Raw genomic sequence first — 21,356 nt, forward strand, 5'->3', positions numbered from 1 at the left:
TGTACAGGCCTGAACAAGCCCCCGGAGGCGCCGACCGCCCCGGGGAACCGTGGTTCAGGCCGAGCGTGTCCCTCGCGCCGGTGCTACGGCACCACCTTCAGGAGCTTGTGCGGCGCCCGCGTCCGGCACCGGCCCGGATCTGGCCATGGGCACGTAATCAAACATGCCGTGAAGTGACGGTGATGACCCGTCAGGGGCGGAAAAGTCTTGACATGAACACTTCCCATCGACACGTGTCATTGGTACGACGGTTATGGCAGAGATCCTGCTAAAGGGAGGTTCCATGAGACGTTCCCGAATTGCCGTTTTCGTGAGCTCGATCCTCCTCGCCGCCGGCACGGCCCTCACCGGGGCCACGGCGGCGCAGGCGTCCGGGCAGGCCGCAGTCACCGGCTATGTGGCCCTCGGCGACTCCTACTCCTCCGGGGTCGGCACCGGCAGCTACATCAGCGCCAGCGGCGACTGCAAGCGCAGCACCAAGGCCTACCCCTACCTCTGGGCCGCCGCCCACTCACCCTCGACGTTCGACTTCACCGCTTGCTCCGGCGCCCGTACGGGTGATGTTCTGTCAGGTCAGCTGGGCCCGCTCAGCGCCGCCACCGGCCTGGTCTCCATCACCATCGGCGGCAACGACGCAGGCTTCTCCGACGTCATGACGACCTGTGTGCTCCAGTCCGACAGCGCCTGCCTGTCCCGGATCAACACCGCGAAGGCGTACGTCGACTCGACGCTCCCCGGGCAGCTGAACAACGTCTACTCGGCGATCACCGCCAAGGCCCCGAACGCCCACGTCGTCGTCCTCGGCTACCCCCGCTTCTACCAGCTCGGCACCACCTGCCTCGGCCTCTCCGAGACCAAGCGGAAGGCCATCAACGACGCGGCCGACTACCTGGACACCGCCACCGCCAAGGTCGCCGCCGACCACGGCTTCACCTTCGGCGACGTCCGCACCACCTTCACCGGCCACGAGATCTGCTCCGGCAGCTCCTGGCTGCACAGCGTGGAGTGGTTCAACATCGGCGAGTCGTACCACCCCACCGCGGCCGGCCAGTCGGGCGGCTATCTGCCCGTCCTGACCAGCGCGGCCTGATCACCCGGAGGGTGACGGCGACGTACTGGAGGAGGCCCCGCCCGTCGGGGTCTCCGACACACAGGTCACCGAGAACGGAACCGACTCGGACGTCGCCTGCTTCGGCGAGCGCACCTCGACACTGATCGAGTTCCGGAAGGTCCCGGTGCTGTTGTACGTCGTCACGAACGCCTTGTCCTGCTTGGTCTTTCCGCCGCCCTCGGGGAAGGACAGGGTCTTCCACCCCGGATCCATGATCTGCCCGTCCTTCGACAGCCAGCGGTAACTGACCTCCGCCGGCAGCTTCCCGACCGTGAAGGTCGCCGTGAACTCGGGCGCGTCGCTCCGGGCGGGCGGACAGGTGCCGGAGTAGTCGGTGTGGGAGCCGGACAGGGTGACGCTCACCGTCTGGGGGGCCTCCTTGGAGGTGCTGCTGCTCGGGCTCGGCGTCGGGCTCGCGCCCGGGCTGCTGTGGGTGGCCGTCGACGGGGTCCCGGTGTCCGAACGGGGGGTGTCGGCATTGTTGTCCCCGCCGCCGTGGTCGCGGTTCAGCAGTGCGTACGTCAGCCCCGCGATGGCCAGGGCGAGGACGAGCACCCCGACGAGCAGGACGGCGCCGGCCCGGCGGTTGCGCTCCGGCGGCGGTGCGGCCGTCGCCGTCGACGCGGGGCCCGGCGCCGGCTGCGTATGTCCGGCCGGATACGGCATCGGAGGCGTCGGCGACTGAGGCTGCGGGAACGCCGCGACCGTCGGGGCGAACGGAGACACCGGCGCGCCGTACGCATGGGGCGTACCGCCCGCCGCGACGATCCGCAGCTCCTGCTCGGCCCGGTCGGCCGGCAGTCGCTCGGCCGGGTCCTTGCGCAGCAGCCCCTCGATGACGGGGGTCAGCGGACCGGCCCGGTGCGGCGGCGGCAGCTCCTCGTCGACGATCGCCCGCAGGGTGCTGAGCGGGGTGTCCTGGCGGAACGGGGAGTTGCCCTCGACCGCCGCGTACAGCAGCACGCCGAGCGACCACAGGTCGGACTCCGGGCCGGGCGTGCGGCCCAGCGCCCGCTCCGGCGCCAGGAACTCCGGCGAGCCGATCACCTCCCCGGTCATCGTCAGCGCCGAACTGCCCTCGACCTGTGCGATACCGAAGTCGGTGAGCACCACCCGGTCGTCGTTCGACAGCAGCACATTGGCGGGCTTCACATCCCGGTGCAGCACCCCGGCCTCGTGCGCAGCCCGCAGCGCGGCGAGCACCTCGGCACCGATGTGCGCGGCGCGCCCCGGATCCAACGGGCCCTCGGCGTCCAGGAGTTCGGCAAGGGAGATACCGCGGACCAGCTCCATGACGATCCATGGCCGGCCGTCCTGCGTCGCCACGTCGTACACCGTGACGACGTTGCGGTTGGCGACCCGCGCGGCCGCCCACGCCTCGCGCTCCAGCCGGGCGTACATCCGCTCCACGTCCGCGGCCGGCAGACCGGCGGGCGCACGCACCTCCTTGACGGCGACCTCGCGGTGCAGCACCTCGTCCCGGGCACGCCACACGGTTCCCATGCCGCCCTCGCCGAGGGGGGACAGGAGGCGGTAGCGGCCCGAGATCAGACGTTCACTGCCCGATTCTTCGGACACGGGCGTCCCCCATTCGCATCCGCGTGTTTTCTCCACTCCGTGTGTTTTCTCCACAAACGTAGCTCAGCCGAGTGCGGATGCGGCCCCCTTGAGCACCAGTCCCACCCCGAGAGCCACGACGAGGAACGCCGAGCCCAGCGGCGCGGTCCTGCGGACGAGGGCCGCCATCGGGTGGGTGGTCCAGCGGGGGCGCCCGTCCAGCACACGGTTCATGCCGGTCCCCAGCCTGACGACGGCGAACCCCGCCGCGGTGAGGGTGAGGGCGAGCCCGACGCCGTATGCGACGACGAGCAGCAGCCCGAACCATGCCTGACCGAGCGCTGCCGCGCCGACGAGCACGACGACCGCGGAGGGACTGGGCACGAGTCCCCCGGCGAAGCCCAGCAGGATCGTGCCGCGGAGGGTGGGTGCGACGGAGTGGGTGTGGGTGAAGCCGCCGTGGGTGTGCTCGACGGTGTGTGGGTGGGGGTGAGTGTGGTCGGGGTGGGCGGTGTGGTCGTGATCGTGGCTGTGGGGGTGGTCGTGGTCGTGCTCGTGTGTGTGGCCCGGGGAGTGCGCGTGGGTGTGGGCTTCGGCTGTCGTCGAGGCCGCTTCCGTGTGGGCGGCGACCAGGACCAGGGCGCGTTCCTCGGGCTCGGCGGTCTCGTGCGGGTGCGTATGCCCGCCGGGGCCGTGCGGGTGCGGATGGTCGTGGTCGTGTGTGTGCCCGTGGTGGTGGGTGTGTCCGGGGCCGCGGTTGCGCCAGGCTCGGCGTACGAGTGTGGCGCCCGCGCAGGTCACCATCACGCCGCTTGCGATGCCCAGCCAGGTGATCACCGAGGGGGCCGCCGCCGAGCCGGCCGTGACCAGGAGGCCGAGGGCTACCACGCCCAGGGTGTGGGTGACCGTGACCGAGGCGGCCAGGGGCATGACGTCCTTGAGGCGGGCGCGGCCGCCGCGGGCGGCTGCCGTCGCGGCCATCAGGGTCTTGCCGTGGCCCGGGGCGAGCGCGTGCATCGCGCCGAGGACCACCGCGATGAGCAGCGAGAGCGCGGCGAAGCCGAAGGTGAGGTGGCGGCGGGCGACCAGATTGTTGAGGGCCTGTGTCCAGCGGTCGGCGCCGCGCGGCAGTACAGCGGCGCCGGGGGCGTCCTGCTCCTCGACCAGGGCCGGTCCGCCGGGGCGCACGCGCAGGGAGGCGGTCGAGGTGTCGGCGGGGGAGGAGAGCAACTCCTTGGGGTAGCTGGTGAGTTCGTGGGAGACCGACGTCCTGGGTACGTCCGTCGAGGTGAGCGTCATACGGTCGCCGCGCGCGGTGATCTCCCGCCAGCCGGGCCCGGAGGTGGCGCCCTCGCTGTGGAAGCCGAGCGTCACGGTGTCGCCCTTGGGGAGCGGCGCGGTCAGCCGGCACTCCACCCGGAGGGTGTTCAGCCCGGCCTGCCCCGGCCGCAGCTGCGCCTTGCTGCTGCCGACGGTCAGGGTGGCGGCCCGTCCGTCGACGGTGACCTTGCTGCCCTCGGCCGCCTTCGCGCACCGCTCCTTCGCCCACTCGGCCATACCGAGCCGCCTGATGTCGGGCTTGGCCTGGGTGGCCGGGATCTCGGCGAGGTCCTCCACGTGGTCGACGCGGAGCTTGCCGGGAGCGGCGACCAGGCCGTCGTAGCGGTTGACGGTGAAGTTGCCGAGGGGGTGCGCGCTCGCGCCGGTGGAAGGTACCAGCGCGAGCGCGCAGGCCGCCGTGAGGACGGCCCCGGTGGAGGCGAGCAATCGACGGGGGTTCACTTCGCCGCCTCCACGTCTGCGAGTGCCTTGCGTGCTTCACGGGCGCCCAGCGGCGAGAAGCCGGGGTTGAGTTCCAGCGCCGCCTTGAGGGAGTCACCGGCGTCCTTGGTGTGGCCGGTGGCGCGTTCGATCATGCCGCGGTGGTAGAGGAACGAGGCGTTGCGGTAGCCGGTGGCCGTCGCCTGCCGGGCGTACGGGAGGGCCTCCGCGTCCTTGCCGTTCACGTGCAGCGCCCAGGCCAGGGCGTCCGCGGTGTGCACGGTGTGGCGGCGGGCCCACTCGGCGCGGGCGGCGCGCAGGGCCGCGGCCTTGTCGCCGTGGTCGGCCGCCGCGAGGGCGGTGTCGAGGTCTGCGTTGACGCCGTTGGCACGGGCGAGCGCGATCCAGGCGTCGACGAGGGCGTACTGGTCGCGGGCCCTCGCCTCGTCACCGGCGGCGCCGCGGTCCTCGTACATCTCGCCGAGTTCCACGAGGGGTTGGGGCAGCGGGTAGCGGGCGACGAGCTGCTCCATGTCCCTGAGCCCGGTCGCCTTGGCGCCGCTCGCGTACTCGGCGCGGGCGCGGCCCTCCAGCGCCGGCAGATAGTTGTCGTCGGCGGCGAGGGCGCGGGCGTAGTAGCTGACCGCGGTCTTGTAGTCGCCCTGGTTCCAGGCGAGTTGGCCCAGCTGGAAGGCGACGTAGGAGATGTCGCCCTTGGTGCTCGCGGTGCCCAGGGCCTGTTCCAGGACCTGGCGGGCGGTCTTCACGTCCCCGCGCAGCTCGTGCACATACGCGTACCGGGTGAAGACGGGGATGCCCGGGCGCCGCGAGTCCGCGGTGTCGGCCGCCTTCGACGCGTCGGCGTAGCGGCCGAGTTCGACGAGGGCGTCGATACGGGAGGAAAGGGCGCTTTGGCTGTAGGGGTTCTCCTTCAGTACCCGGTCGGCGTACGCCAGGGCGTCCTTGAAGTCGTGCCGGGCCGCGGCGAGGGCGGCCTGTCCGGTGATGGCCTGCTCGTTGCCGGGTTTCACGGCCAGGGAACGCTTCAGCGCCTTGTCGGCCTGCGGGTAACGGGAGGGGTCACCCTTCGTACGGGCCTGCTCGACATACGCCAGCCCAAGACTCGCCCAGCTCCCGAAGTCCCTTGGCTGCGCCTTGAGATGGGCCTGCAGGGAGAGGATGCTCGCGTCGATGTCCCCGCTGTTCAGCAACGCCGGCGACAGCGCGCCGGGCGCGGCGGAGACGGCCGTGGTGTTCCCGTCCCGGATGGCGCCGTAGGCAATGGACCCACCGGTCAGCGCAACAGCCAACAGGGCGGCGGTTCCGGCCAGTTGCCCGATGTGCCAACGCCGTCCGGCGGCAGCGACGCGACGGACCGCGGCGACTCGTTCGTCGGTGGAGGCCGTGGGCGCGACCGGCCCGGACGAGTCTGCAGACGAGTCCCGATCATCCTCGGCGCTCTCCGCGAAGCCTTCGTTGTCGTCAGTGTCCGGGGCCATGCCCTCTCCTCGTCGGTGTATGGGCCGAAGCCCGCGGACCGGGCGGTGCCGCTCCGAAGAAGCCGCCCGGTCCGCCGGTAACAGTGCGGACTAGTACGCGCGGCTCCGCATCCGGCGCCACCACATGAGGCCCGCGCCGATCAGCGCGATGCCGGCGGCGCCGCCACCGGCCGAGGCCGCGATCAGCGTGGTGTTGTCCATGCCGGCGGCCGACGCGGGCTGCAGTGCGTCACCGAGCTGGCTCTTGACGTCGCTGCCGCTGGAGACGCCCTTGGCGGTCGCACCGCGCGAACCGGAGGTCGGGTTGGCCAGGTACGGGAAGTACTTGCCGAAGCCCTTGTCGTTCTTGTCGACCGCGTCGCCCAGGTCGTTCTTGGAGCCGACCAGTTCGCCCTCCATCACCTGGAGCGCCTCGTCGATCACGTCGTCGGTGAGCCGGCGCCCGTTCGGGAAGCCCGCGTTGTCACCGTCGAGGACGCCCAGCCGCTTCGGGGAGGCGGCCGGCTTGATGGAGGTGTTCAGGCGCAGCTCCTCGGCCGGGCGCACGTACGGCGGCTGGTTGAGGCCCTTGACGCCCTTGAGGAACACGTCGACGAGGTCGTTGCGCGGCTCCGACGGCGCCTTGATCTTGTAGATCGACTCGATGAGCTTCGGCAGCTCCGGGTTGGTCACGTTCTTCAGGAACTGCGCGTCGTACCGGGGCGAGGACGCGTTGAACTTGTCCTTGTCCTTCAGCGGGTTGACGACCTCGTTGACCAGCGGGTTGCCCAGGCGCGAGACCTGCTCGTAGTAGCCCCGGGCGTTCTTGCGCGCGACGGTCGACCAGACGCCGATGATCGGCTGCTTCTTGGACTCCGTGAGCATGTCCGTGGGCAGCTGCAGGGCGATGGAGTTGACGTTGTAGCCCGCGAGAGTGTCCCGGCCGACCTCGGAGAGGTTTCCGCCGTACAGCAGGTCGAAGACGCGCAGGTCAGCGAAGAACGGGTCGTCGGCCTGGCCGGCGAAGGTCTGGCCACCGTTGGGGAGCTTGTAGATCGCCTGGTCGCGCAGCTTGCCGTAGTCGGGCATCGACGCCTTGCCGACGTCCGAGGGTGCCACCGGAATGTCCTCGGCGAGCCTGGTCCTCGAGACGGCCCGCTGGCCCTTCAGCTTGATCAGGTCGATGTTGTACGTCTGCGTGATGTTCAGGTCCGGGTCGGTCAGGTTGCTGACCACGCCCGTGTTGTACAGGAACGACTTCTTGTTCTTCGTCTGGGTGCGGAACGTGTAGCGCAGCAGCAGATCATCCTGCGCGTCACCGTTGTTGTCGATGTGGATGTCGTACTGGGCGTCGTCGCCGAACTGGTAGAAGTTCGGGCCGCCCGCCGGTTCCTCGAACGGGATGAAGTTCGCGATGACCGTCGTGGTGTCCGGCTTGTCCGGACTGACGAACGCGTACAGGTCCGTGTTGTCGTACTGGGGCTGCCCCGAGATCAACGGGGCCTCCCGGTGACTGGAGGCGGAGGCCGCCCCCGGTTCCAGCGTGGCCACGCCGGCGGCCGCGAGCCCGCCGGCGGCCAGCGCACCAGCTATGAGGGTCGCGATGCTCCTGCGTCCCGCGCCGCTCCTGGAGTCAGTTGTCATGCCGTCCGTCCTCAGTCCCAACTTGCCTGACGAACGCTGATTCGGAGCGGTCGCCGGAGTGGATTGGTGGAATCTCAAACGTCTTTACAGCGAACCCCTGATCTTGTTTCAGTCGAGCCGTGAAACTTCTTTGGTGAGGCGTCGACCCGCGTTTCGGGCGCGCTGATCCGTACCCCATCCGGAGGTGCGTTCGTTGCGAATGCCTGGTGTGACGGGACGGGGCCCTTGCGGCCGGGGAGAGGGGGACCGAGTGGAGGCGGACGAGCTTCTGGTACTCGTGGCAGGCGGCGACCAGAAGGCATTCGAGGAGCTGTACGGCCTGGTGTCCGGTCCGGTGTTCGGGCTCGTCCGCCGGGTGGTACGCGACCCCGCGCAGTCGGAGGAGGTGGCGCAGGAAGTGCTGCTCGAACTCTGGCGGTCCGCCGCGCGGTTCGACCCCGGCCGCGGCAGCGCCCTGTCCTGGATCCTCACCCTCGCCCACCGCCGCGCCGTCGACCGGGTGCGCAGCGCCCGTGCGGCCGTCGACCGTGAGCAGCGCGAGGCACGCCGGGCCCACCACCCCGCCTTCGACCAGGTCACCGAGGAGGTCGAGGCGGGCCTCGAACGCGAGTGGGTGCGGCGCTGTCTGGACCGGCTCACCACCCTGCAGCGCCAGTCCGTCACCCTCGCCTACTACGACGGCTACACGTACCGTGAAGTGGCCGAGCGGCTCTCGCTGCCGCTGGGCACGGTCAAGACCCGGATGCGCGACGGACTCACCCAGCTGCGCAAGTGCCTGGGAGGTGTCGCATGAGTCTTCTCGCCCGACTGCTCGGCCGCGGGGATCTGCACTCGCTCGCGGCCCCTTATGCGCTCGACGCGCTGGAGCCCGCCGAGCGGGTCCGCTTCGAGCGGCACCTGAAGAACTGCGAGCGCTGCGCCGCCGAGGTGCGCGCCCTGTCCGAGGATGCCGTCCGCCTCGCCTGGTCCACGGCCGCCCCGCCGCCGGCCGCGATGCGCGACCGCGTGCTCGCCGCCGTACGCGCCACTCCGCAGGAGGCGGGGCCGATGGCGAGGGAGCACACACCCCAGCTGCCGCCGCACGTCTGGGGCACACAACCGCCGCCGGGACGCTCCCGTGCGCCGCGCGAGCGCCGCCCCTTCTTCGTGCCGTTCGCCACGGCGACGGCCGCCGCGGCCCTCGTGGTCGCCTCGCTGTTCGCCGTCCAGGCGAACCGGACCCAGGACAAGCTGGACGCCGAGCGCGCCCAGGCACGTGAGATCGCCCACGTTCTCGCAGCTCCCGACGCGCGTGCGACCACCCGCAAGGACCCCCAGGGCCGAAGTATCGGAGCGGTCGCCTCCGCATCGGAGGGACAGGCGATCGTCACGCTCAGCGGATACGACGCCCTGCCCAGCGGACGCGTGCACCAGCTCTGGCTCATGCGCCCCGGTGCGCAACCACGCTCCCTCGGGCTCTTCGGGGGCGGCGACACGCCCTTGGTCGCCACCGACCTCAGCAGTTCGGCCACGTCACTCGCAGTGACCGTCGAACCCGACGGTGGCTCACCACAGCCCACCAGCCAGCCCATTGTCCAACTCGCCCTGAAATCGGTTGGATTCGGAGAGTGACCATGGAGGAGTTGTCAACACCCTTATGGGGAAGGTGAATCCTGTGACCGCGATACACGAGTGCCCCGGGGGAGCGATAGGGTTACCCTGCCCGGGCCGGGTGGACTCGTACGGGTGGGGAGTGACATGGAACAGATAACAGTGCGCAGCAGGGCCAGGGTCCCTGCGATCACCTGCGGGAGCAGCGCGACCAGTTCGCGTCTCGACCGCCATCTCTCGGTGCTGGGCGGCCCGGCCGTACCACAGCGCGAGACGGCCGAGGCGACCTCGCTGATGCGTGAGCTGACCGCGCGTGACACCCCACGTGAGCGCAGCGCCAGCGGCAACCGGATCAGCCGTGTGCTGCTCTTCGCACCGCTGCGCCGACTGCGTCGTTCGCTGTTCGGCGGGCGCTGAGCGAGACCGGCGCTCGTTCCGCGAGAGGCCGCGCCCGGGGCACCGTGTCGTCCGGCGCAGCGCTGCGATCCCGTCGTCCGTCATCCCCACGGCATGCAGCGACACCCGGGCATGTGCCCGGGCGTGGCCACGTCCCCCGATTTCTCACCTCCGGTACGTCCCACCCGCTCCGTACCCCGAGGCAAGACCGCTCACTTCACCGCTCCCCGTGCGCGTACCTCCGCACCGCGAGCGGCAGGAACACCCCGATCAGCACGGCGCACCACAGCAGTGACCCGGCGATCGGGTGCGCCACCGGCCAAGCGGCCTCCCCCGGCACCGGCGCATTGCCGAAGAGGTCCCGCAGGGCCGTCGTCACCGCACTGATCGGATTCCACTCGGCGACCGTGCGCAGCCAGCCCGGCAGGCCGCCGGTCGGGATGTACGCGTTGGACAGCAGCGGCAGCACGAACGTCGAGGCACCGAGCTGCCCGGCCGCATCCTCGCTCCGGGTGAGCAGCCCGAGGAAGATCCCGATCGAGGTGCAGGCGAACCGGAACACAAGCAGCAGCCCCACCGCGCCCAGGGCCCGGGGCGCGGACCCCTCGATCCGCCAGCCCACCGCGAGGCCGACCAGGAGCAGGGGCACCGTCCCGACCGCCGTGACCATGAGGTCGGCCACCGCCTGTCCGAGCGGCACGGCGGCCCGGCTCACCGGCATCGTGCGGAAGCGGTCCATCACACCGCGGTGCGAGTCGGCGGCCGCCTGGAACATGCCGGTCATGAGTCCGCCCGCGGCCGTGGCGACCAGCAGCCCCGGCACCAGGAAGGACCGGTACTCGGGGCCGGGCATCGCGAGTGCGCTGCCGAACACGTAGCCGAAGAACAGCAGCATGTTGATCGGCATCACCTGGGTGAGGATCACCAGCCCGGGACTGTTGCGGACCCGCCTCAGCTGCCGGCCGACCATCGCGAGGCCGTCGTACGCCAACGTGCTCATGCTGCAGGCTCCTTGGTGTCGGTCGTCAGTCGGATGAAGGCCTCGTCGAGCGTCGGCTGCCGCAGGCTCGCGTCGAGCAACGGCACGCCCGCCGCGTCGAGTTCGCGCACCAGGCGAGGCAGGGTGAGGGTCCGGTCCCTGGTGACCGCGCCGACGGCGTTGCGTTCACGGTCGAACGACGGCTCGGCCCCGGTGAGTTGATCGAGGACCCCGGCCGCCTTCACCAGCACGTCCGCGTCCGCGACGACGACCTCGACATAGGCCCCGATGAGTGCCTTGAACTGGGCCGGTGAGCCCGTGTGCGCCACCCGCCCCCGGTCCACCAGGGCGATGTCGTCGGCGAGTCGGTCGGCCTCCTCCAGGTACTGCGTGGTCAGCAGCACCGTCGTTCCGTCGGCGGTGAGCTCGCGCACGGCCGTCCAGATCAGATTGCGGCTGGCCGGGTCGAGCCCTGTCGTGGGCTCGTCCAGGAACAGCACCTCGGGCCGGCGGAGCAGACTCGCCGCCAGGTCCAGCCGGCGGCGCATCCCGCCGGAGTACGTCGACGCCGTACGGGCGGCGGCCTCGGTCAGCCCGAACCGCTCCAGGAGCTCGTCGGCGCGCTGCCCCGGCGCCCGCACCCGGTGCAGCCGCGCGAACAGCTGCAGGTTCTGGCGGCCCGTGAGGTCGCCGTCGACCGACGCGTACTGCCCGGTGACGCCGATCCTGCTCCGGACGGCTGCGGGCTCCCGGACGAGGTCGTGCCCCGCGATCCGGGCCGAGCCCGCGTCCGGCCGCAGCAGGGTCGTCAGCAGCCGTACGGCCGTCGTCTTGCCCGCCCCGTTCGGCCCGAGGACACCGCAGACCGTGCCCTGGGCGACCGCGAGATCCAGCCCGCGCACCGCGTGCACCTCGCCGAACCTCTTCTCCAGGCCTTCACTAAGTACAGCGTACGTAGAAGTCATGGCTTGACCATAGCGCACTACGTACGGTGTACGTAACTAGGATGGGGGTGAGGTGATGATCGATGGCGGGCCGAGCGGCGGTACCCGAAGTGATCTGGGCGCGTCCCGAGCGGACGGGCCGGGGGCCGAGGCCGGCCCATACGCGTGCCGACATCGCGGCGGCGGCGGTGAAGGTCGCCGACGAGGGCGGACTGGACGCGGTGTCGATGCGGCACGTCGCGGCCGAGCTGGGATGCGGGACCATGTCGCTGTACAACTACGTCCCCCGCAAGGAGGACCTGTACGAGCTGATGGTGGACGCCATCAGCGGCGAGCACGAGGTGTGGGAGCCGTCGGGGGACTGGCGGGCCGACATGCGCCGGGTCGCCCAGCAGACGCGGGCGCTGATGCACCGGCATCCGTGGCTGACACGGCTGATGTCACCGGTGTACGGGTTCAGCCCGAATGCACTGCGGTATCTGGAGCACTGTCTGGCCTGCCTGGATCCGCTCGAAGCGCGCTACGGCATGAAGATGCAGCTCGTCGGGATGCTGAACGGGTGTGTGACCTCGTATGTCGCCACGGAGTTGGCTGCCGCCGAGCGGACGCGGTCGTTGCCGTGGTCGGCGGAGGAGGAGAACGCGGTACGGATCGCGTATCTGGGCACTGCGCTGGCCGGCGGGGAGTATCCGCGGATGGCTGCCGCGTTCACCGAGGACTCGGGGCCGATCGATCTTGAGGGGGCCTTTGAGCTTATGGTGGAGCGGATGTTGGATGCGTTTGCGCCGCGGGCGTGAGCCTTGGCCGTCACAGCAGCGCGAACTGGCCTTCCGGGCCTTCCTCGTGGTGGTCGAAGACCGAGGCCGGCCTCCGCGCCGCCTCCGGGGCCGGGAGCACCCCCGCCTTGTGCAGGTCGGATGCCGTGATGGGTGCTGTCACCGTCAACTCATCCTGCTGCGGCCGCAGTTCGGCCGACAAAGCCAATACCGTGACCAGCTCCAGCAGCTCCGACGTCCAGGTCTGCGGCCATGCCGGTGGACGGATCGCGGCCAGCGTTCCGGGCTCGGCCTCTGCCGTCCGTGTCGTGAACCAGTGCTCCAGGACCCGCACTCCGGACGCCTCGAAGTCCCAGGCCTCCGGGGGTACCGGGGAGATGCGGCCCTCGTCCAGCAGCAGGGTTTCCTCGTCGCGGTCGTAGGTGATCGTGAGGGGGCGGGACGGAAGTGGGGCGCGGACGTAGGGGCGGCGGCCGCCCGGGAGTTTGGGGCGGTCGCCGTTGCGGCGCATCAGCCAGAGGATGCGGCGGCCCAACTCCACGCCCCTGGACCAGAGTTCGGTGTCCTCGGTGAGCGGGACCGTCAGGTCCGGGCGGATCGTCGCCAGGGTCCAGGCGAGGAAGTCCGGCGGGGTGGGGGAGTGGCCGAGGCGGGTGCTCAGGTGGTCCAGCAGGCCCGGGGTCAGGTTGGGTTCCGTGCCGCCCGGGCGGCGGTAAAGGGGGCGGATGCGGCCGGGGCGCAGGAGGGGGAGGTGGGACGTGGCCAGGAGGTGCGGGCCGGTGCCGGCCGTGGCCGTCTCGGCGACGAAGACCTGCTGTTCGTCCGCCACCCGCCACAGCTCGGGGCGGGCCGTGTCGATCAGGCGGTGGTCGGGGATCAGCCACTGTTCGTCGAAGGGGGCGAGCAGGACGCGTACCGGCTCGGGACAGGGGCCCGACGCGTGGATCAGTTTCTCCGTGCCGCTCGACTGGCCCGGCAGTTGGCCGACCGCCGAGCGCAGGGTGCGCGAGCGGGTCGGCTCGAACAGGGCCTCACGGTCCGGGCCCTCGGCCTTCATCAGGGCGTCCCAGCGGGCTTTGAGGGATGCGGCGTCGGGGCCCGCCGGCCACCCCCGGCCGAGCCGCGGCGGTGCGACGGACCACGGCATGAGGTCCGCGAGCAGCGGAGCGTCGTCGTGCGTCACGCTGGGCATCGTACGACCTTCCGCCGACAGGCATCCGTGGCCAGTGCCCTCCAGGGTCACCGTGAAGGAGAGGCGGTCGCCGCGGTGGTGGGTGGCCGTCACGTCGCGGGTGTGTCCGGTGCCGTCGTATGTCGCGTCTGTGTGTGGCGGGATCGGTGGGCCGGCCTGCGTCGTGGTCGTGCGGTCTGGTTCCGGTGGGGTCGTCATGTGGCGTCCAGGGTCACCGTGAAGGAGAGGCGGTCGCCGCGGTGGTGGGTGGCCGTCACGTCGCGGGTGTGTCCGGTGTCGTCGTATGTCGTGTCTGTGTGTGGCGGGATCGGTGGGTCGGCCTGCGTCGTGGTCGTGCGGTCTGGTTCCGGTGGGGTCGTCATGTGGCGTCCAGGGTCACCGTGAAGGAGAGGCGGTCGCCGCGGTGGTGGGTGGCCGTCACGTCGCGGGTGTGTCCGGTGTCGTCGTATGTCGTGTCTGTGTGTGGCGGGATCGGTGGGCCGGCCTGCGTCGTGGTCGTGCGGTCTGGTTCCGGTGGGGTCGTCATGTGGCGTCCAGGGTCACCGTGAAGGAGAAGCGGTCGCCGCGGTAGTGGATGACGGCCACGTCCAGGACGCGTCCGTCGCCGTCGTACGTCACGCCCGTGTAGTGCAGGATCGGGCTGAGCAGCGGGACTTGGAGCAGACGGGCCGTCTCCGGGTCGGCCAGGCGGGCCTCCACGGTGTCCGTGATACGGCTGATGTCCGCTCGGACGATGTCCCGCAGCACCTTGGTCATCGGCCGGCGCACCAGGTCGGCGGGGTCGAAGCGGGCGGCCAGTTCGGGACGGACGTAGTTGCGGGCGTGGTTGGTCGGCTCGCCCGTCTTCTCCTCGCTGCGCAGCCGGTGGTACGTGGCCACCTCGCCGCTCTCCGGGAAGTACTCGGCGAGTTCGGGCGGCACGGGCGCGCTGCCGTGGTCCAGCAGCTCCGTCACCATCCCGGACTGCTGGGCCACGATCGCGTCCACCGAGCCGAGCAGCCGGACCGGGGCACCCCTCAGCGCGTCGGGCTCGATGAACGTGCCCCGGCGGCGGTGGCGCGTGATCAGGCCCTCGTCCTCCAGCTCCTTCAGCGCCTGCCGCATGGTCAGCACGCTCACCCCGTAGTGCCCCGCCAGCTGCTCCTCGGTGGGCAGCCGCAGCGGGTCCTGGGGCGAGCGGCCGAGTATCGAGGCGCGCAGGGACTGCGACACCTGGTACCAGAGCGGCAGCTTGCGGTTCAGGACGATCGAGTCCGGGGCGAAGGAGGTCACGGGCCTATCCGTACCGGTCGTACGCGATCAGTGCAACGGGCGGAAATGCCGCTCGAGGCCCTGCCACACGTCGTCGTAGCGCTGCTGCAGGTGCTCCGCGCCCGCCGCGTGCGGGGTCAGCGTCACCGGCCAGCGGGTCTCGAACATGAACGCCAGCCCGTCGTCCACCTTCTGCGGCTTCAGCTCGGCCGCGCTCGCCCGGTCGAAGGTCTCCCGGTCCGGACCGTGCGCCGACATCATGTTGTGCAGCGAGCCGCCGCCCGGCACAAAGCCCCCTGGACCGGCAGTCTTGGCGTCGTAGGCGCCCTCGATCAGGCCCATGTACTCGCTCATCACATTGCGGTGGAAGTACGGCGGCCGGAAGGTGTCCTCGCCCACCAGCCAGCGCGGCGCGAAGACGACGAAGTCGACTCCGGCCAGGCCCGGGGTGTCGGACGGGGACGTCAGCACCGTGAAGATCGACGGGTCGGGGTGGTCGTAGGAGATGCTGCCGATGACGTTGAAGCGGCGCAGGTCGTAGACGTAGGGCACGTGGTTGCCGTGCCAGGCGACCACGTCGAGCGGCGAGTGGTCGTAGACGGCCGTCCAGAGGTTGCCGCAGAACTTGTTCACCACCTCCACCGGGCCCTCCACGTCCTCGTAGGCCGCGACGGGGGCACGGAAGTCGCGGGCGTTGGCGAGGCCGTTGGCGCCGATCGGGCCCAGGTCGGGGAGGTGGAAGGGCGCGCCGTAGTTCTCGCACACATAACCCCGGGCGGAGGCATCCAGCAGCTCCACACGGAAGCGCACTCCACGTGGAACCAGCGCCACATGTCCCGGCTCCACATGCAGCAGCCCGAACTCGGTGCGCAGCAGCAGCCCGCCGCGCTCCGGCACGATCAGCAGCTCGCCGTCCGCGTCGCTGAAGACGCGCTCCATCGAGGAGTTGGCGTGATACAGGTGCACGGCCATGCCGGTGCGCTGGGTGGCGTCACCGTTGCCGCCCAGGGTCCACAGGCCGGCCAGGAAGTCCGTCCCGGCCGGGGGCTCGGGCAGCGGGTTCCAGCGCAGGCGGTTCGGGTCGGGCACCGACTCGGTGAACGGGGCCGTACGGATCGCGCCGTTGTCCGTGCGCGTGAACGCCGGGTGTGCGGCCGACGGGCGGATGCGGTAGAGCCAGGAACGGCGGTTGTGAGCCCGCGGCTCCGTGAAGGCCGTACCGCTGAGCTGTTCCGCGTACAGCCCGAGCGGCGCGCGCTGTGGCGCGTTGCGGCCCTCGGGCAGGGCACCGGGCACCGCCTCCGAGGCGTGCTCGTTGCCGAAACCGGAGAGGTAGGCCAGCCCCTCGGCCGTCTTGCGCGCGTCCCCGCTCATCATCGCTCCCTTGCGACTGACTGCCTTCTGATTCCTATGCATCACCGTAGGATTGCGGTTTCGCGTGCGCAAGGGGGTCCCGGGGGCCTCCTCATCAGGGAGGAACGAGAACCAGACTCCAGGGGGATCCGACTGTCGGACCGGTGTTCTAGTCTCCCGGGCATGTCGTGGACGCGGAGTCTTCCAGCCGCGCTCGCGGTCTGTGTCCTGTTGTTGACCGGATCCGTGAGCTGCGGCTCCAGTGATACGCACGAGGGGAAGAACGGCGATTCGATCTCGCCGGTCGGCAAGCTCCTGGACAACACGGACAAGCAGGGGCGGCACTACCGGGAAGTGAAGAAGAAGGGCGCGCCCGAGGTCGGGATCGAGGTGCAGCCGGACTCCGGCAACACCTGGGACGTGTATCTGACCGTCCACAACTTCCGCTTCTCGCCCCCCGGTGCGAAGTCGCGCGCGACGGCCGGCCGCGGTCTCGCATACGTCTTCGTCGACGACCGGCTGGTCACCCGGCTCCGCGGCCTCACCTGCCGCCTCCCGGCCAGGTTCGTGCCGCATGGCACGCATCACGTCACCGCTCGGCTGTACGCCGACGACGGCACCGTATGGGCCGTGCAGGGCCGCCCGGTGGAGAGCACGGCCGACATCACGGCCTCGGAGGCGGCGGGCGCACCGAGCGCCACTGTGGGGGCGACCGCACTCGGTGTACCCGGCACCTATGTGCAGGCCGGGGGGCGAGGTTCACCGGAGCGCTCCGGAACGGCATCATGAAGCCTGTGCCCCATGCGACATCGCTACGCCGAGCGCCTGTGCAGCGGCGCAGTGCCGAACGCCTCACCAGGATCCTCGACGCCTGCGCCGACCTCCTCGACGAGGTCGGCTACGACGACCTGAGCACCCGGGCCGTGGCCCTGCGCGCCGGGGTCCCCATCGGCTCGGTCTACCGCTTCTTCGGCAACAAGCGGCAGATGGCCGACGCCCTCGCCCAACGCAACCTGGAGCGCTTCACCGAGCAGGTCACGGAGCGGCTGAAGTCGGCCCGCGACGGCGGCTGGCGCTCGGCGATGGACGCCGTCCTCGACGAGTACCTGGCCATGAAGCGCACCGCGCCCGGCTTCTCGCTCGTCGACTTCGGCAACCAGATCCCGGTCGGCGCCCGCAGTGCCGAACCCAACACCCGGGTCGCCGACCGCCTCACCGACCTGCTCTCCGGCTACCTCGACCGGGAGCCGGACGACGATCTGCGCCGTACCTTCCTGATCGCCGTGGAGACCGCTGACACCCTGGTCCACCTGGCCTTCCGGGTGGCCCCGGAGGGCGACGAGAAGATCATCGAGGAGGCGCGGGAGCTGCTGCGGGCGTATCTGGCGCGCGTGCTGGACTGAGATCCCGCAGGGCCGCGGCCCGCGGATTTCCGCCCTCGTCCCGGAAGGGGTCTCCCCTCCGTGCATACCGGTCGGTATGCTCGGCGCACAGTACGAGCGTCACCGTCGCCGCCACCGGGAGGACCCGTGTCCCGCACCGCCCTGCGAATCTGCCCCCTGTGCGAGGCCACCTGCGGGCTGACCCTCACCATCGAGGGCACCCGTGTCACCGGAGCCCGCGGTGACCGCGAGGACGTGTTCAGCAAGGGGTTCATCTGCCCCAAGGGCGCCTCCTTCGGCGCCGTCGACGGCGACCCGGACCGGTTGCGCACCCCCCTCGTGCGCAAGGACGGCGAGCTGCGCGAGGCCACCTGGGAGGAGGCCTTCGACGCGGTCGCCGCCGGGGTCCGCACGGTCGTCGAGCGGTACGGCCCGAACTCCGTCGGCGTCGTCCTCGGCAACCCGAACGTGCACACCATGGCGGGCGCCCTCTACCCACCGGTGCTGCTCGCCGGTCTCGGCACCCGCAGTGTCTTCACCGCGTCCACGGTCGACCAGATGCCCAAGCACGTCTCCAGCGGACTGCTCTACGGCGACGCCAACGCCATCCCGGTGCCGGACCTGGACCACACCGACCATCTGCTCCTGATCGGCGCCAACCCCCTGGAGTCCAACGGGAGTCTGTGCACGGCCGCCGACTTCCCCGGCAAGCTCAAGGCCCTCAAGGCGCGTGGCGGCACCCTCACCGTCATCGACCCGCGCCGAACCCGCACCGCAAAGCTCGCCGACCGCCACATCGCGATCCGTCCAGGCACCGACGCGCTGCTCCTCGCGGCGATGGCCCACGTCCTGTTCGAGGAAGGCCTGGCCGACACCGGGGAGTTGACCCCGCACCTCCAGGGCCTCGACGAACTGCGCGCGGCGATACGGGACTTCAGCCCCGAAGCCGTCACCGGCGCCTGCGACGTGGACGCCCCGACGATCCGCACCCTCGCCCGCGAACTCGCCGCCGCCCCCACCGCCGCCGTGTACGGCCGCATCGGCAGCTGCACCGTCCCGCACGGCACCCTGGCCAGCTGGCTCGTCGACGTCCTCAATGTCCTCACCGGCAACCTCGACCGTCCCGGCGGCGCACTCTTCCCGCAGGCGGCCACCGACCGCACGCCCCGCCCCGCCGGACCGAGCCACGGGTTCACGCTCGCCCGCTGGCACTCACGGGTGAGCCGACACCCCGAGGCGAAGGGCGAGTTGCCGCTCTCGGCGCTCGCCGAGGAGATCGACACCGCGACCGACGAGGGCGAGCCGATCCGCGCCCTCATCACCTCCGCCGCCAACCCCGTGCTCTCGGCGCCCGACGGCGACCGCCTCGACAAGGCCCTGGACTCGCTGGACTTCATGGTCAGCATCGACCCGTACCTGAACGAGACCACGCGCCACGCCACCGTCGTCCTGCCGCCGCCCCCGCCCTCGCAGAGCCCGCACCACGACTTCGCGTTCAACACCCTCGCCGTACGCAACCAGGTCCGCTACACCCGCCCCGCCGTCCCCCTGGAGCCCGGCCGCCTGCCCGAGACCGAGATCTTCGCCCGGCTGATCCTGGCCGCCACCGGCATGCACGGCGCCGACCCGACCGCCGTCGACGAACTGGTCATCGGGCAGACCCTGGGCAAGGCGGTCAATGAGCCCTGGTCGCCCGTGCACGGCCGCGACCCCAAGGAACTCGCCGCCCAGCTCACCGGGGTCAGCGGCCCCGAGCGGCGGCTCGACATGATGCTGCGCCTCGGCCCCTACGGCGACGGCTTCGGCGTACGACCGGACGGGCTGAGCCTGGAGCGGCTGCTCGCGCATCCGCACGGCATCGACCTCGGCCCGCTGCGGTCTCGTCTGCCGCAGCCGCTGAAGACCAGGAGCGGCAAGGTCGAGCTGCTGCCGCAGCCCATCGCGGACGATCTGCCGCGGCTGCGGGCGGCCCTGGACCGGCTCCCGGACGAACTCGTCCTCGTCGGCCGCCGGCATCTGCGCTCCAACAACAGCTGGATGCACAACGTCCCCGCCCTCACCGGCGGCACGAACCGCTGCACGCTGCACATCCACCCCGAGGACGCCGAGCGGCTCGGTGTGCGGGACGGGGCGGCCGTACGCGTGAAGGGCGCCGGGGGAGAGGTCACCGCTCCCGCCGAGGTCACCGACGCCGTACGTCCCGGCGTGGTGAGCCTGCCGCACGGCTGGGGCCACGACCGGCCCGGCACCCGGATGAGCCATGCCGCCACCGACCCCGGCGTCAACGTCAACCAGCTCCTCGACGGCAGCCTGCTCGATCCGCTGTCGGGCAACGCGGTCCTCAACGGAGTGCCCATCGAGGTCGCCGCAGTCGCCGCCGTGTCCGAAAAGCTCAGCCCTGTGACCTGAGCAAAGCCGTGACCTGGGATTTTGCGCTTATTGCTCGCAGGTCAACGTCTTGTTAACGCCGTTTGAACGGACCTAACGTCGTCGCACCGCCTGCCCGGTGGGATGTTCAAGGGCGAACGTTAGGTATCCACTCATGCTGACCATCCTCGGCTTCGCCATGATCGCGACCTTCCTGGTCCTGATCATGCTGAAGAAGATGTCGCCGATCGCGGCGCTCGTGCTGATCCCGGCACTGTTCTGTGTCTTCGTCGGTAAGGGCGCGGGGCTGGGCGACTACGTCATCGACGGCGTCACCAGCCTCGCGCCCACCGCGGCGATGCTCATGTTCGCGATCGTCTACTTCGGTGTGATGATCGATGTCGGCCTCTTCGACCCGATCGTTCGGGGAATCCTGAAGTTCTGCAAGGCCGACCCGCTCAGGATCGTCGTCGGTACGGCCGTCCTCGCCGCGATCGTGTCGCTCGACGGCGACGGCTCGACCACCTTCATGATCACCGTCTCGGCGATGTACCCGCTGTACAAGCGCCTGAAGATGAGCCTGGTCGTGATGACCGGTGTCGCCGCCATGGCCAACGGCGTGATGAACACCCTGCCGTGGGGCGGCCCCACCGCCCGCGCCGCCACCGCGTTGAAGCTCGACGCGAGCGACATCTTCGTCCCGATGATCCCGGCGCTCGCCATGGGCCTGCTGTTCGTCTTCGGTCTCTCGTACGTCCTCGGGCGCCGCGAGCGGGGGCGGCTCGGTGTGCTGACGCTGGACGAGGTGCTGGTGGAGGAGCCCGCCGAGCAGGAGACGGTGCTGGTCGGTGCGGGCACCGGCAAGGGCCCGAAGAGCGGCGGCGGTTCGAGCGCCGGCGCGGGCCTGCCCGACGCGCCCGAGGACGACGGCCTCCAGGGCCTCGATCCCCACCGGCCCACCCTGCGCCCCAAGCTGTACTGGTTCAACGCGCTGCTCACGGTGGCCCTGCTCACCGCCATGATCATGGAGTGGCTGCCGATCCCGGTGCTGTTCCTGCTCGGTGCGGCCCTCGCGCTCACCGTCAACTTCCCCCACATGCCCGACCAGAAGGCCCGTCTCGGTGCCCACGCGGAGAACGTCCTCAACGTCTCCGGCATGGTCTTCGCCGCCGCCGTCTTCACCGGCGTCCTGCAGGGCACCGGCATGGTGGGCAGCATGGCCAAGTGGCTGGTGGACAACATCCCCGACGGGATGGGACCGCACATGGCCTTCGTCACGGGCATCCTCAGCATCCCGCTGACGTACTTCATGTCCAACGACGGCTTCTACTTCGGCATCCTCCCGGTGCTCGCCGAGGCCGGTCAGGCCCACGGTGTCTCGTCCCTGGAGATCGCCCGCGCCTCGCTCATCGGGCAGCCGCTGCACATGTCGAGCCCGCTCGTCCCGGCCGTGTACGTCCTGGTCGGCATGGCCAAGGTGGAGTTCGGCGACCACACCAGGTTCGTGGTCAAGTGGGCCGCGCTCACCTCACTCGTGGTCCTCGGGGCAGGGATCCTCTTCGGCATCATCTGACC

At 70.7% G+C, this 21,356-nt stretch carries 20 protein-coding genes; 9 read left to right on the forward strand and 11 right to left on the reverse strand.

Features of this window, described 5'->3' with window-relative positions; genetic code table 11:
- The first annotated feature begins 283 nt into the window (after positions 1-283).
- On the forward strand, positions 284-1,090 hold the full coding sequence (locus tag ABD355_RS31250; protein WP_344404183.1) for an SGNH/GDSL hydrolase family protein: 807 nt from the start codon (positions 284-286) through the stop codon (positions 1,088-1,090).
- On the opposite strand, the gene ABD355_RS31255 is transcribed toward ABD355_RS31250, so the two are convergent.
- The 4 genes from ABD355_RS31255 to ABD355_RS31270 all read right to left on the reverse strand — a co-directional run bounded on the left by ABD355_RS31255 (position 1,091) and on the right by ABD355_RS31270 (position 7,551).
- Positions 1,091-2,689 (reverse strand): serine/threonine-protein kinase, encoded by a 1,599-nt coding sequence (locus ABD355_RS31255; protein ID WP_344404184.1) that lies wholly within the window; start codon positions 2,687-2,689, stop codon positions 1,091-1,093.
- 63 nt (positions 2,690-2,752) lie between these two features.
- A complete protein-coding gene (locus ABD355_RS31260) occupies positions 2,753-4,450 on the reverse strand; it encodes an urease accessory protein UreH domain-containing protein (RefSeq protein WP_344404185.1) in 1,698 nt (565 codons plus the stop codon).
- Complete coding sequence (locus ABD355_RS31265; protein ID WP_344404186.1) at positions 4,447-5,928, reverse strand: tetratricopeptide repeat protein; 1,482 nt, start codon at positions 5,926-5,928, stop codon at positions 4,447-4,449. Before ABD355_RS31265 ends, ABD355_RS31260 begins: the two co-directional genes overlap by 4 nt.
- Before the next feature lie 90 nt (positions 5,929-6,018).
- Positions 6,019-7,551: a DUF4331 domain-containing protein gene (locus ABD355_RS31270; RefSeq protein ID WP_344404187.1), complete on the reverse strand. Its 1,533-nt coding sequence runs from the start codon at positions 7,549-7,551 to the stop codon at positions 6,019-6,021.
- A gap of 250 nt (positions 7,552-7,801) precedes the next feature.
- Here ABD355_RS31270 and ABD355_RS31275 point away from each other — a divergent pair, with 250 nt between their 5' ends.
- From ABD355_RS31275 to ABD355_RS31285, 3 genes are all read left to right on the forward strand, one after another.
- A complete protein-coding gene (locus ABD355_RS31275) occupies positions 7,802-8,344 on the forward strand; it encodes a sigma-70 family RNA polymerase sigma factor (RefSeq protein ID WP_266953822.1) in 543 nt (180 codons plus the stop codon).
- Positions 8,341-9,162, forward strand: coding sequence for an anti-sigma factor (locus tag ABD355_RS31280; RefSeq protein ID WP_344404188.1), 822 nt, complete (start codon positions 8,341-8,343; stop codon positions 9,160-9,162). The genes ABD355_RS31275 and ABD355_RS31280 overlap by 4 nt, the downstream gene beginning before the upstream one ends.
- A 126-nt stretch (positions 9,163-9,288) precedes the next feature.
- On the forward strand, positions 9,289-9,558 hold the full coding sequence (locus ABD355_RS31285; RefSeq protein ID WP_115909075.1) for a hypothetical protein: 270 nt from the start codon (positions 9,289-9,291) through the stop codon (positions 9,556-9,558).
- A 196-nt stretch (positions 9,559-9,754) separates the two neighbouring features.
- On the opposite strand, the gene ABD355_RS31290 is transcribed toward ABD355_RS31285, so the two are convergent.
- A complete protein-coding gene (locus ABD355_RS31290; RefSeq protein WP_344404189.1) occupies positions 9,755-10,537 on the reverse strand; it encodes an ABC transporter permease in 783 nt (260 codons plus the stop codon).
- Positions 10,534-11,481 carry an ATP-binding cassette domain-containing protein gene (locus tag ABD355_RS31295; RefSeq protein ID WP_344404191.1) on the reverse strand — a complete coding sequence of 316 codons (948 nt, stop codon included), beginning with the start codon at positions 11,479-11,481 and terminating at the stop codon, positions 10,534-10,536. The genes ABD355_RS31290 and ABD355_RS31295 overlap by 4 nt, the downstream gene beginning before the upstream one ends.
- A gap of 62 nt (positions 11,482-11,543) precedes the next feature.
- Here ABD355_RS31295 and ABD355_RS31300 point away from each other — a divergent pair, with 62 nt between their 5' ends.
- A complete protein-coding gene (locus ABD355_RS31300) occupies positions 11,544-12,257 on the forward strand; it encodes a TetR/AcrR family transcriptional regulator (RefSeq protein WP_344404192.1) in 714 nt (237 codons plus the stop codon).
- 10 nt (positions 12,258-12,267) lie between these two features.
- On the opposite strand, the gene ABD355_RS31305 is transcribed toward ABD355_RS31300, so the two are convergent.
- From ABD355_RS31305 to hmgA, 5 genes are all read right to left on the reverse strand, one after another.
- Positions 12,268-13,428 (reverse strand): type ISP restriction/modification enzyme, encoded by a 1,161-nt coding sequence (locus ABD355_RS31305; RefSeq protein ID WP_344404194.1) that lies wholly within the window; start codon positions 13,426-13,428, stop codon positions 12,268-12,270.
- Between the two features lie 194 nt (positions 13,429-13,622).
- Positions 13,623-13,790 carry a hypothetical protein gene (locus tag ABD355_RS31310; RefSeq protein WP_344404195.1) on the reverse strand — a complete coding sequence of 56 codons (168 nt, stop codon included), beginning with the start codon at positions 13,788-13,790 and terminating at the stop codon, positions 13,623-13,625.
- Entirely contained in the window at positions 13,787-13,954 is a 168-nt protein-coding gene (locus ABD355_RS31315) for a hypothetical protein (protein ID WP_344404197.1), read from the reverse strand. The genes ABD355_RS31310 and ABD355_RS31315 overlap by 4 nt, the downstream gene beginning before the upstream one ends.
- Positions 13,951-14,700 (reverse strand): GntR family transcriptional regulator, encoded by a 750-nt coding sequence (locus ABD355_RS31320; protein ID WP_344404198.1) that lies wholly within the window; start codon positions 14,698-14,700, stop codon positions 13,951-13,953. The genes ABD355_RS31315 and ABD355_RS31320 overlap by 4 nt, the downstream gene beginning before the upstream one ends.
- A 27-nt stretch (positions 14,701-14,727) precedes the next feature.
- A complete protein-coding gene (gene hmgA, locus ABD355_RS31325; RefSeq protein WP_344404199.1) occupies positions 14,728-16,053 on the reverse strand; it encodes a homogentisate 1,2-dioxygenase in 1,326 nt (441 codons plus the stop codon).
- Positions 16,054-16,215: 162 nt separating this feature from the next.
- Here hmgA and ABD355_RS31330 point away from each other — a divergent pair, with 162 nt between their 5' ends.
- The 4 genes from ABD355_RS31330 to ABD355_RS31345 all read left to right on the forward strand — a co-directional run bounded on the left by ABD355_RS31330 (position 16,216) and on the right by ABD355_RS31345 (position 21,354).
- On the forward strand, positions 16,216-16,821 hold the full coding sequence (locus ABD355_RS31330) for a hypothetical protein (RefSeq protein WP_344404200.1): 606 nt from the start codon (positions 16,216-16,218) through the stop codon (positions 16,819-16,821).
- Entirely contained in the window at positions 16,818-17,435 is a 618-nt protein-coding gene (locus ABD355_RS31335) for a TetR/AcrR family transcriptional regulator (RefSeq protein ID WP_344404201.1), read from the forward strand. The genes ABD355_RS31330 and ABD355_RS31335 overlap by 4 nt, the downstream gene beginning before the upstream one ends.
- A gap of 126 nt (positions 17,436-17,561) precedes the next feature.
- Positions 17,562-19,823 (forward strand): molybdopterin oxidoreductase family protein, encoded by a 2,262-nt coding sequence (locus ABD355_RS31340; RefSeq protein WP_344404203.1) that lies wholly within the window; start codon positions 17,562-17,564, stop codon positions 19,821-19,823.
- 133 nt (positions 19,824-19,956) lie between these two features.
- Positions 19,957-21,354, forward strand: coding sequence for a CitMHS family transporter (locus ABD355_RS31345; RefSeq protein ID WP_344404205.1), 1,398 nt, complete (start codon positions 19,957-19,959; stop codon positions 21,352-21,354).
- Positions 21,355-21,356: the final 2 nt, after the last annotated feature.

Origin of the sequence: Streptomyces longisporus, from assembly GCF_039532765.1 — a bacterium.
In the GTDB taxonomy this organism is placed as follows: Bacteria; Actinomycetota; Actinomycetes; order Streptomycetales; family Streptomycetaceae; genus Streptomyces; species Streptomyces longisporus.

What these genes read in the sequence shown, in the direction of transcription:
- ABD355_RS31270 (WP_344404187.1), bottom strand. Translation starts at nt 7,551, where the DNA reads ATGACAACTGACTCCAGGAGCGGCGCGGGACGCAGGAGCATCGCGACC.
- ABD355_RS31310 (WP_344404195.1), bottom strand. Translation starts at nt 13,790, where the DNA reads ATGACGACCCCACCGGAACCAGACCGCACGACCACGACGCAGGCCGAC.
- ABD355_RS31330 (WP_344404200.1), top strand. Translation starts at nt 16,216, where the DNA reads ATGTCGTGGACGCGGAGTCTTCCAGCCGCGCTCGCGGTCTGTGTCCTG.
- ABD355_RS31280 (WP_344404188.1), top strand. Translation starts at nt 8,341, where the DNA reads ATGAGTCTTCTCGCCCGACTGCTCGGCCGCGGGGATCTGCACTCGCTC.
- ABD355_RS31315 (WP_344404197.1), bottom strand. Translation starts at nt 13,954, where the DNA reads ATGACGACCCCACCGGAACCAGACCGCACGACCACGACGCAGGCCGGC.
- ABD355_RS31295 (WP_344404191.1), bottom strand. Translation starts at nt 11,481, where the DNA reads ATGACTTCTACGTACGCTGTACTTAGTGAAGGCCTGGAGAAGAGGTTC.
- ABD355_RS31290 (WP_344404189.1), bottom strand. Translation starts at nt 10,537, where the DNA reads ATGAGCACGTTGGCGTACGACGGCCTCGCGATGGTCGGCCGGCAGCTG.
- ABD355_RS31265 (WP_344404186.1), bottom strand. Translation starts at nt 5,928, where the DNA reads ATGGCCCCGGACACTGACGACAACGAAGGCTTCGCGGAGAGCGCCGAG.
- ABD355_RS31305 (WP_344404194.1), bottom strand. Translation starts at nt 13,428, where the DNA reads ATGCCCAGCGTGACGCACGACGACGCTCCGCTGCTCGCGGACCTCATG.
- ABD355_RS31300 (WP_344404192.1), top strand. Translation starts at nt 11,544, where the DNA reads ATGGCGGGCCGAGCGGCGGTACCCGAAGTGATCTGGGCGCGTCCCGAG.
- ABD355_RS31345 (WP_344404205.1), top strand. Translation starts at nt 19,957, where the DNA reads ATGCTGACCATCCTCGGCTTCGCCATGATCGCGACCTTCCTGGTCCTG.
- hmgA (WP_344404199.1), bottom strand. Translation starts at nt 16,053, where the DNA reads ATGAGCGGGGACGCGCGCAAGACGGCCGAGGGGCTGGCCTACCTCTCC.
- ABD355_RS31335 (WP_344404201.1), top strand. Translation starts at nt 16,818, where the DNA reads ATGAAGCCTGTGCCCCATGCGACATCGCTACGCCGAGCGCCTGTGCAG.
- ABD355_RS31250 (WP_344404183.1), top strand. Translation starts at nt 284, where the DNA reads ATGAGACGTTCCCGAATTGCCGTTTTCGTGAGCTCGATCCTCCTCGCC.
- ABD355_RS31285 (WP_115909075.1), top strand. Translation starts at nt 9,289, where the DNA reads ATGGAACAGATAACAGTGCGCAGCAGGGCCAGGGTCCCTGCGATCACC.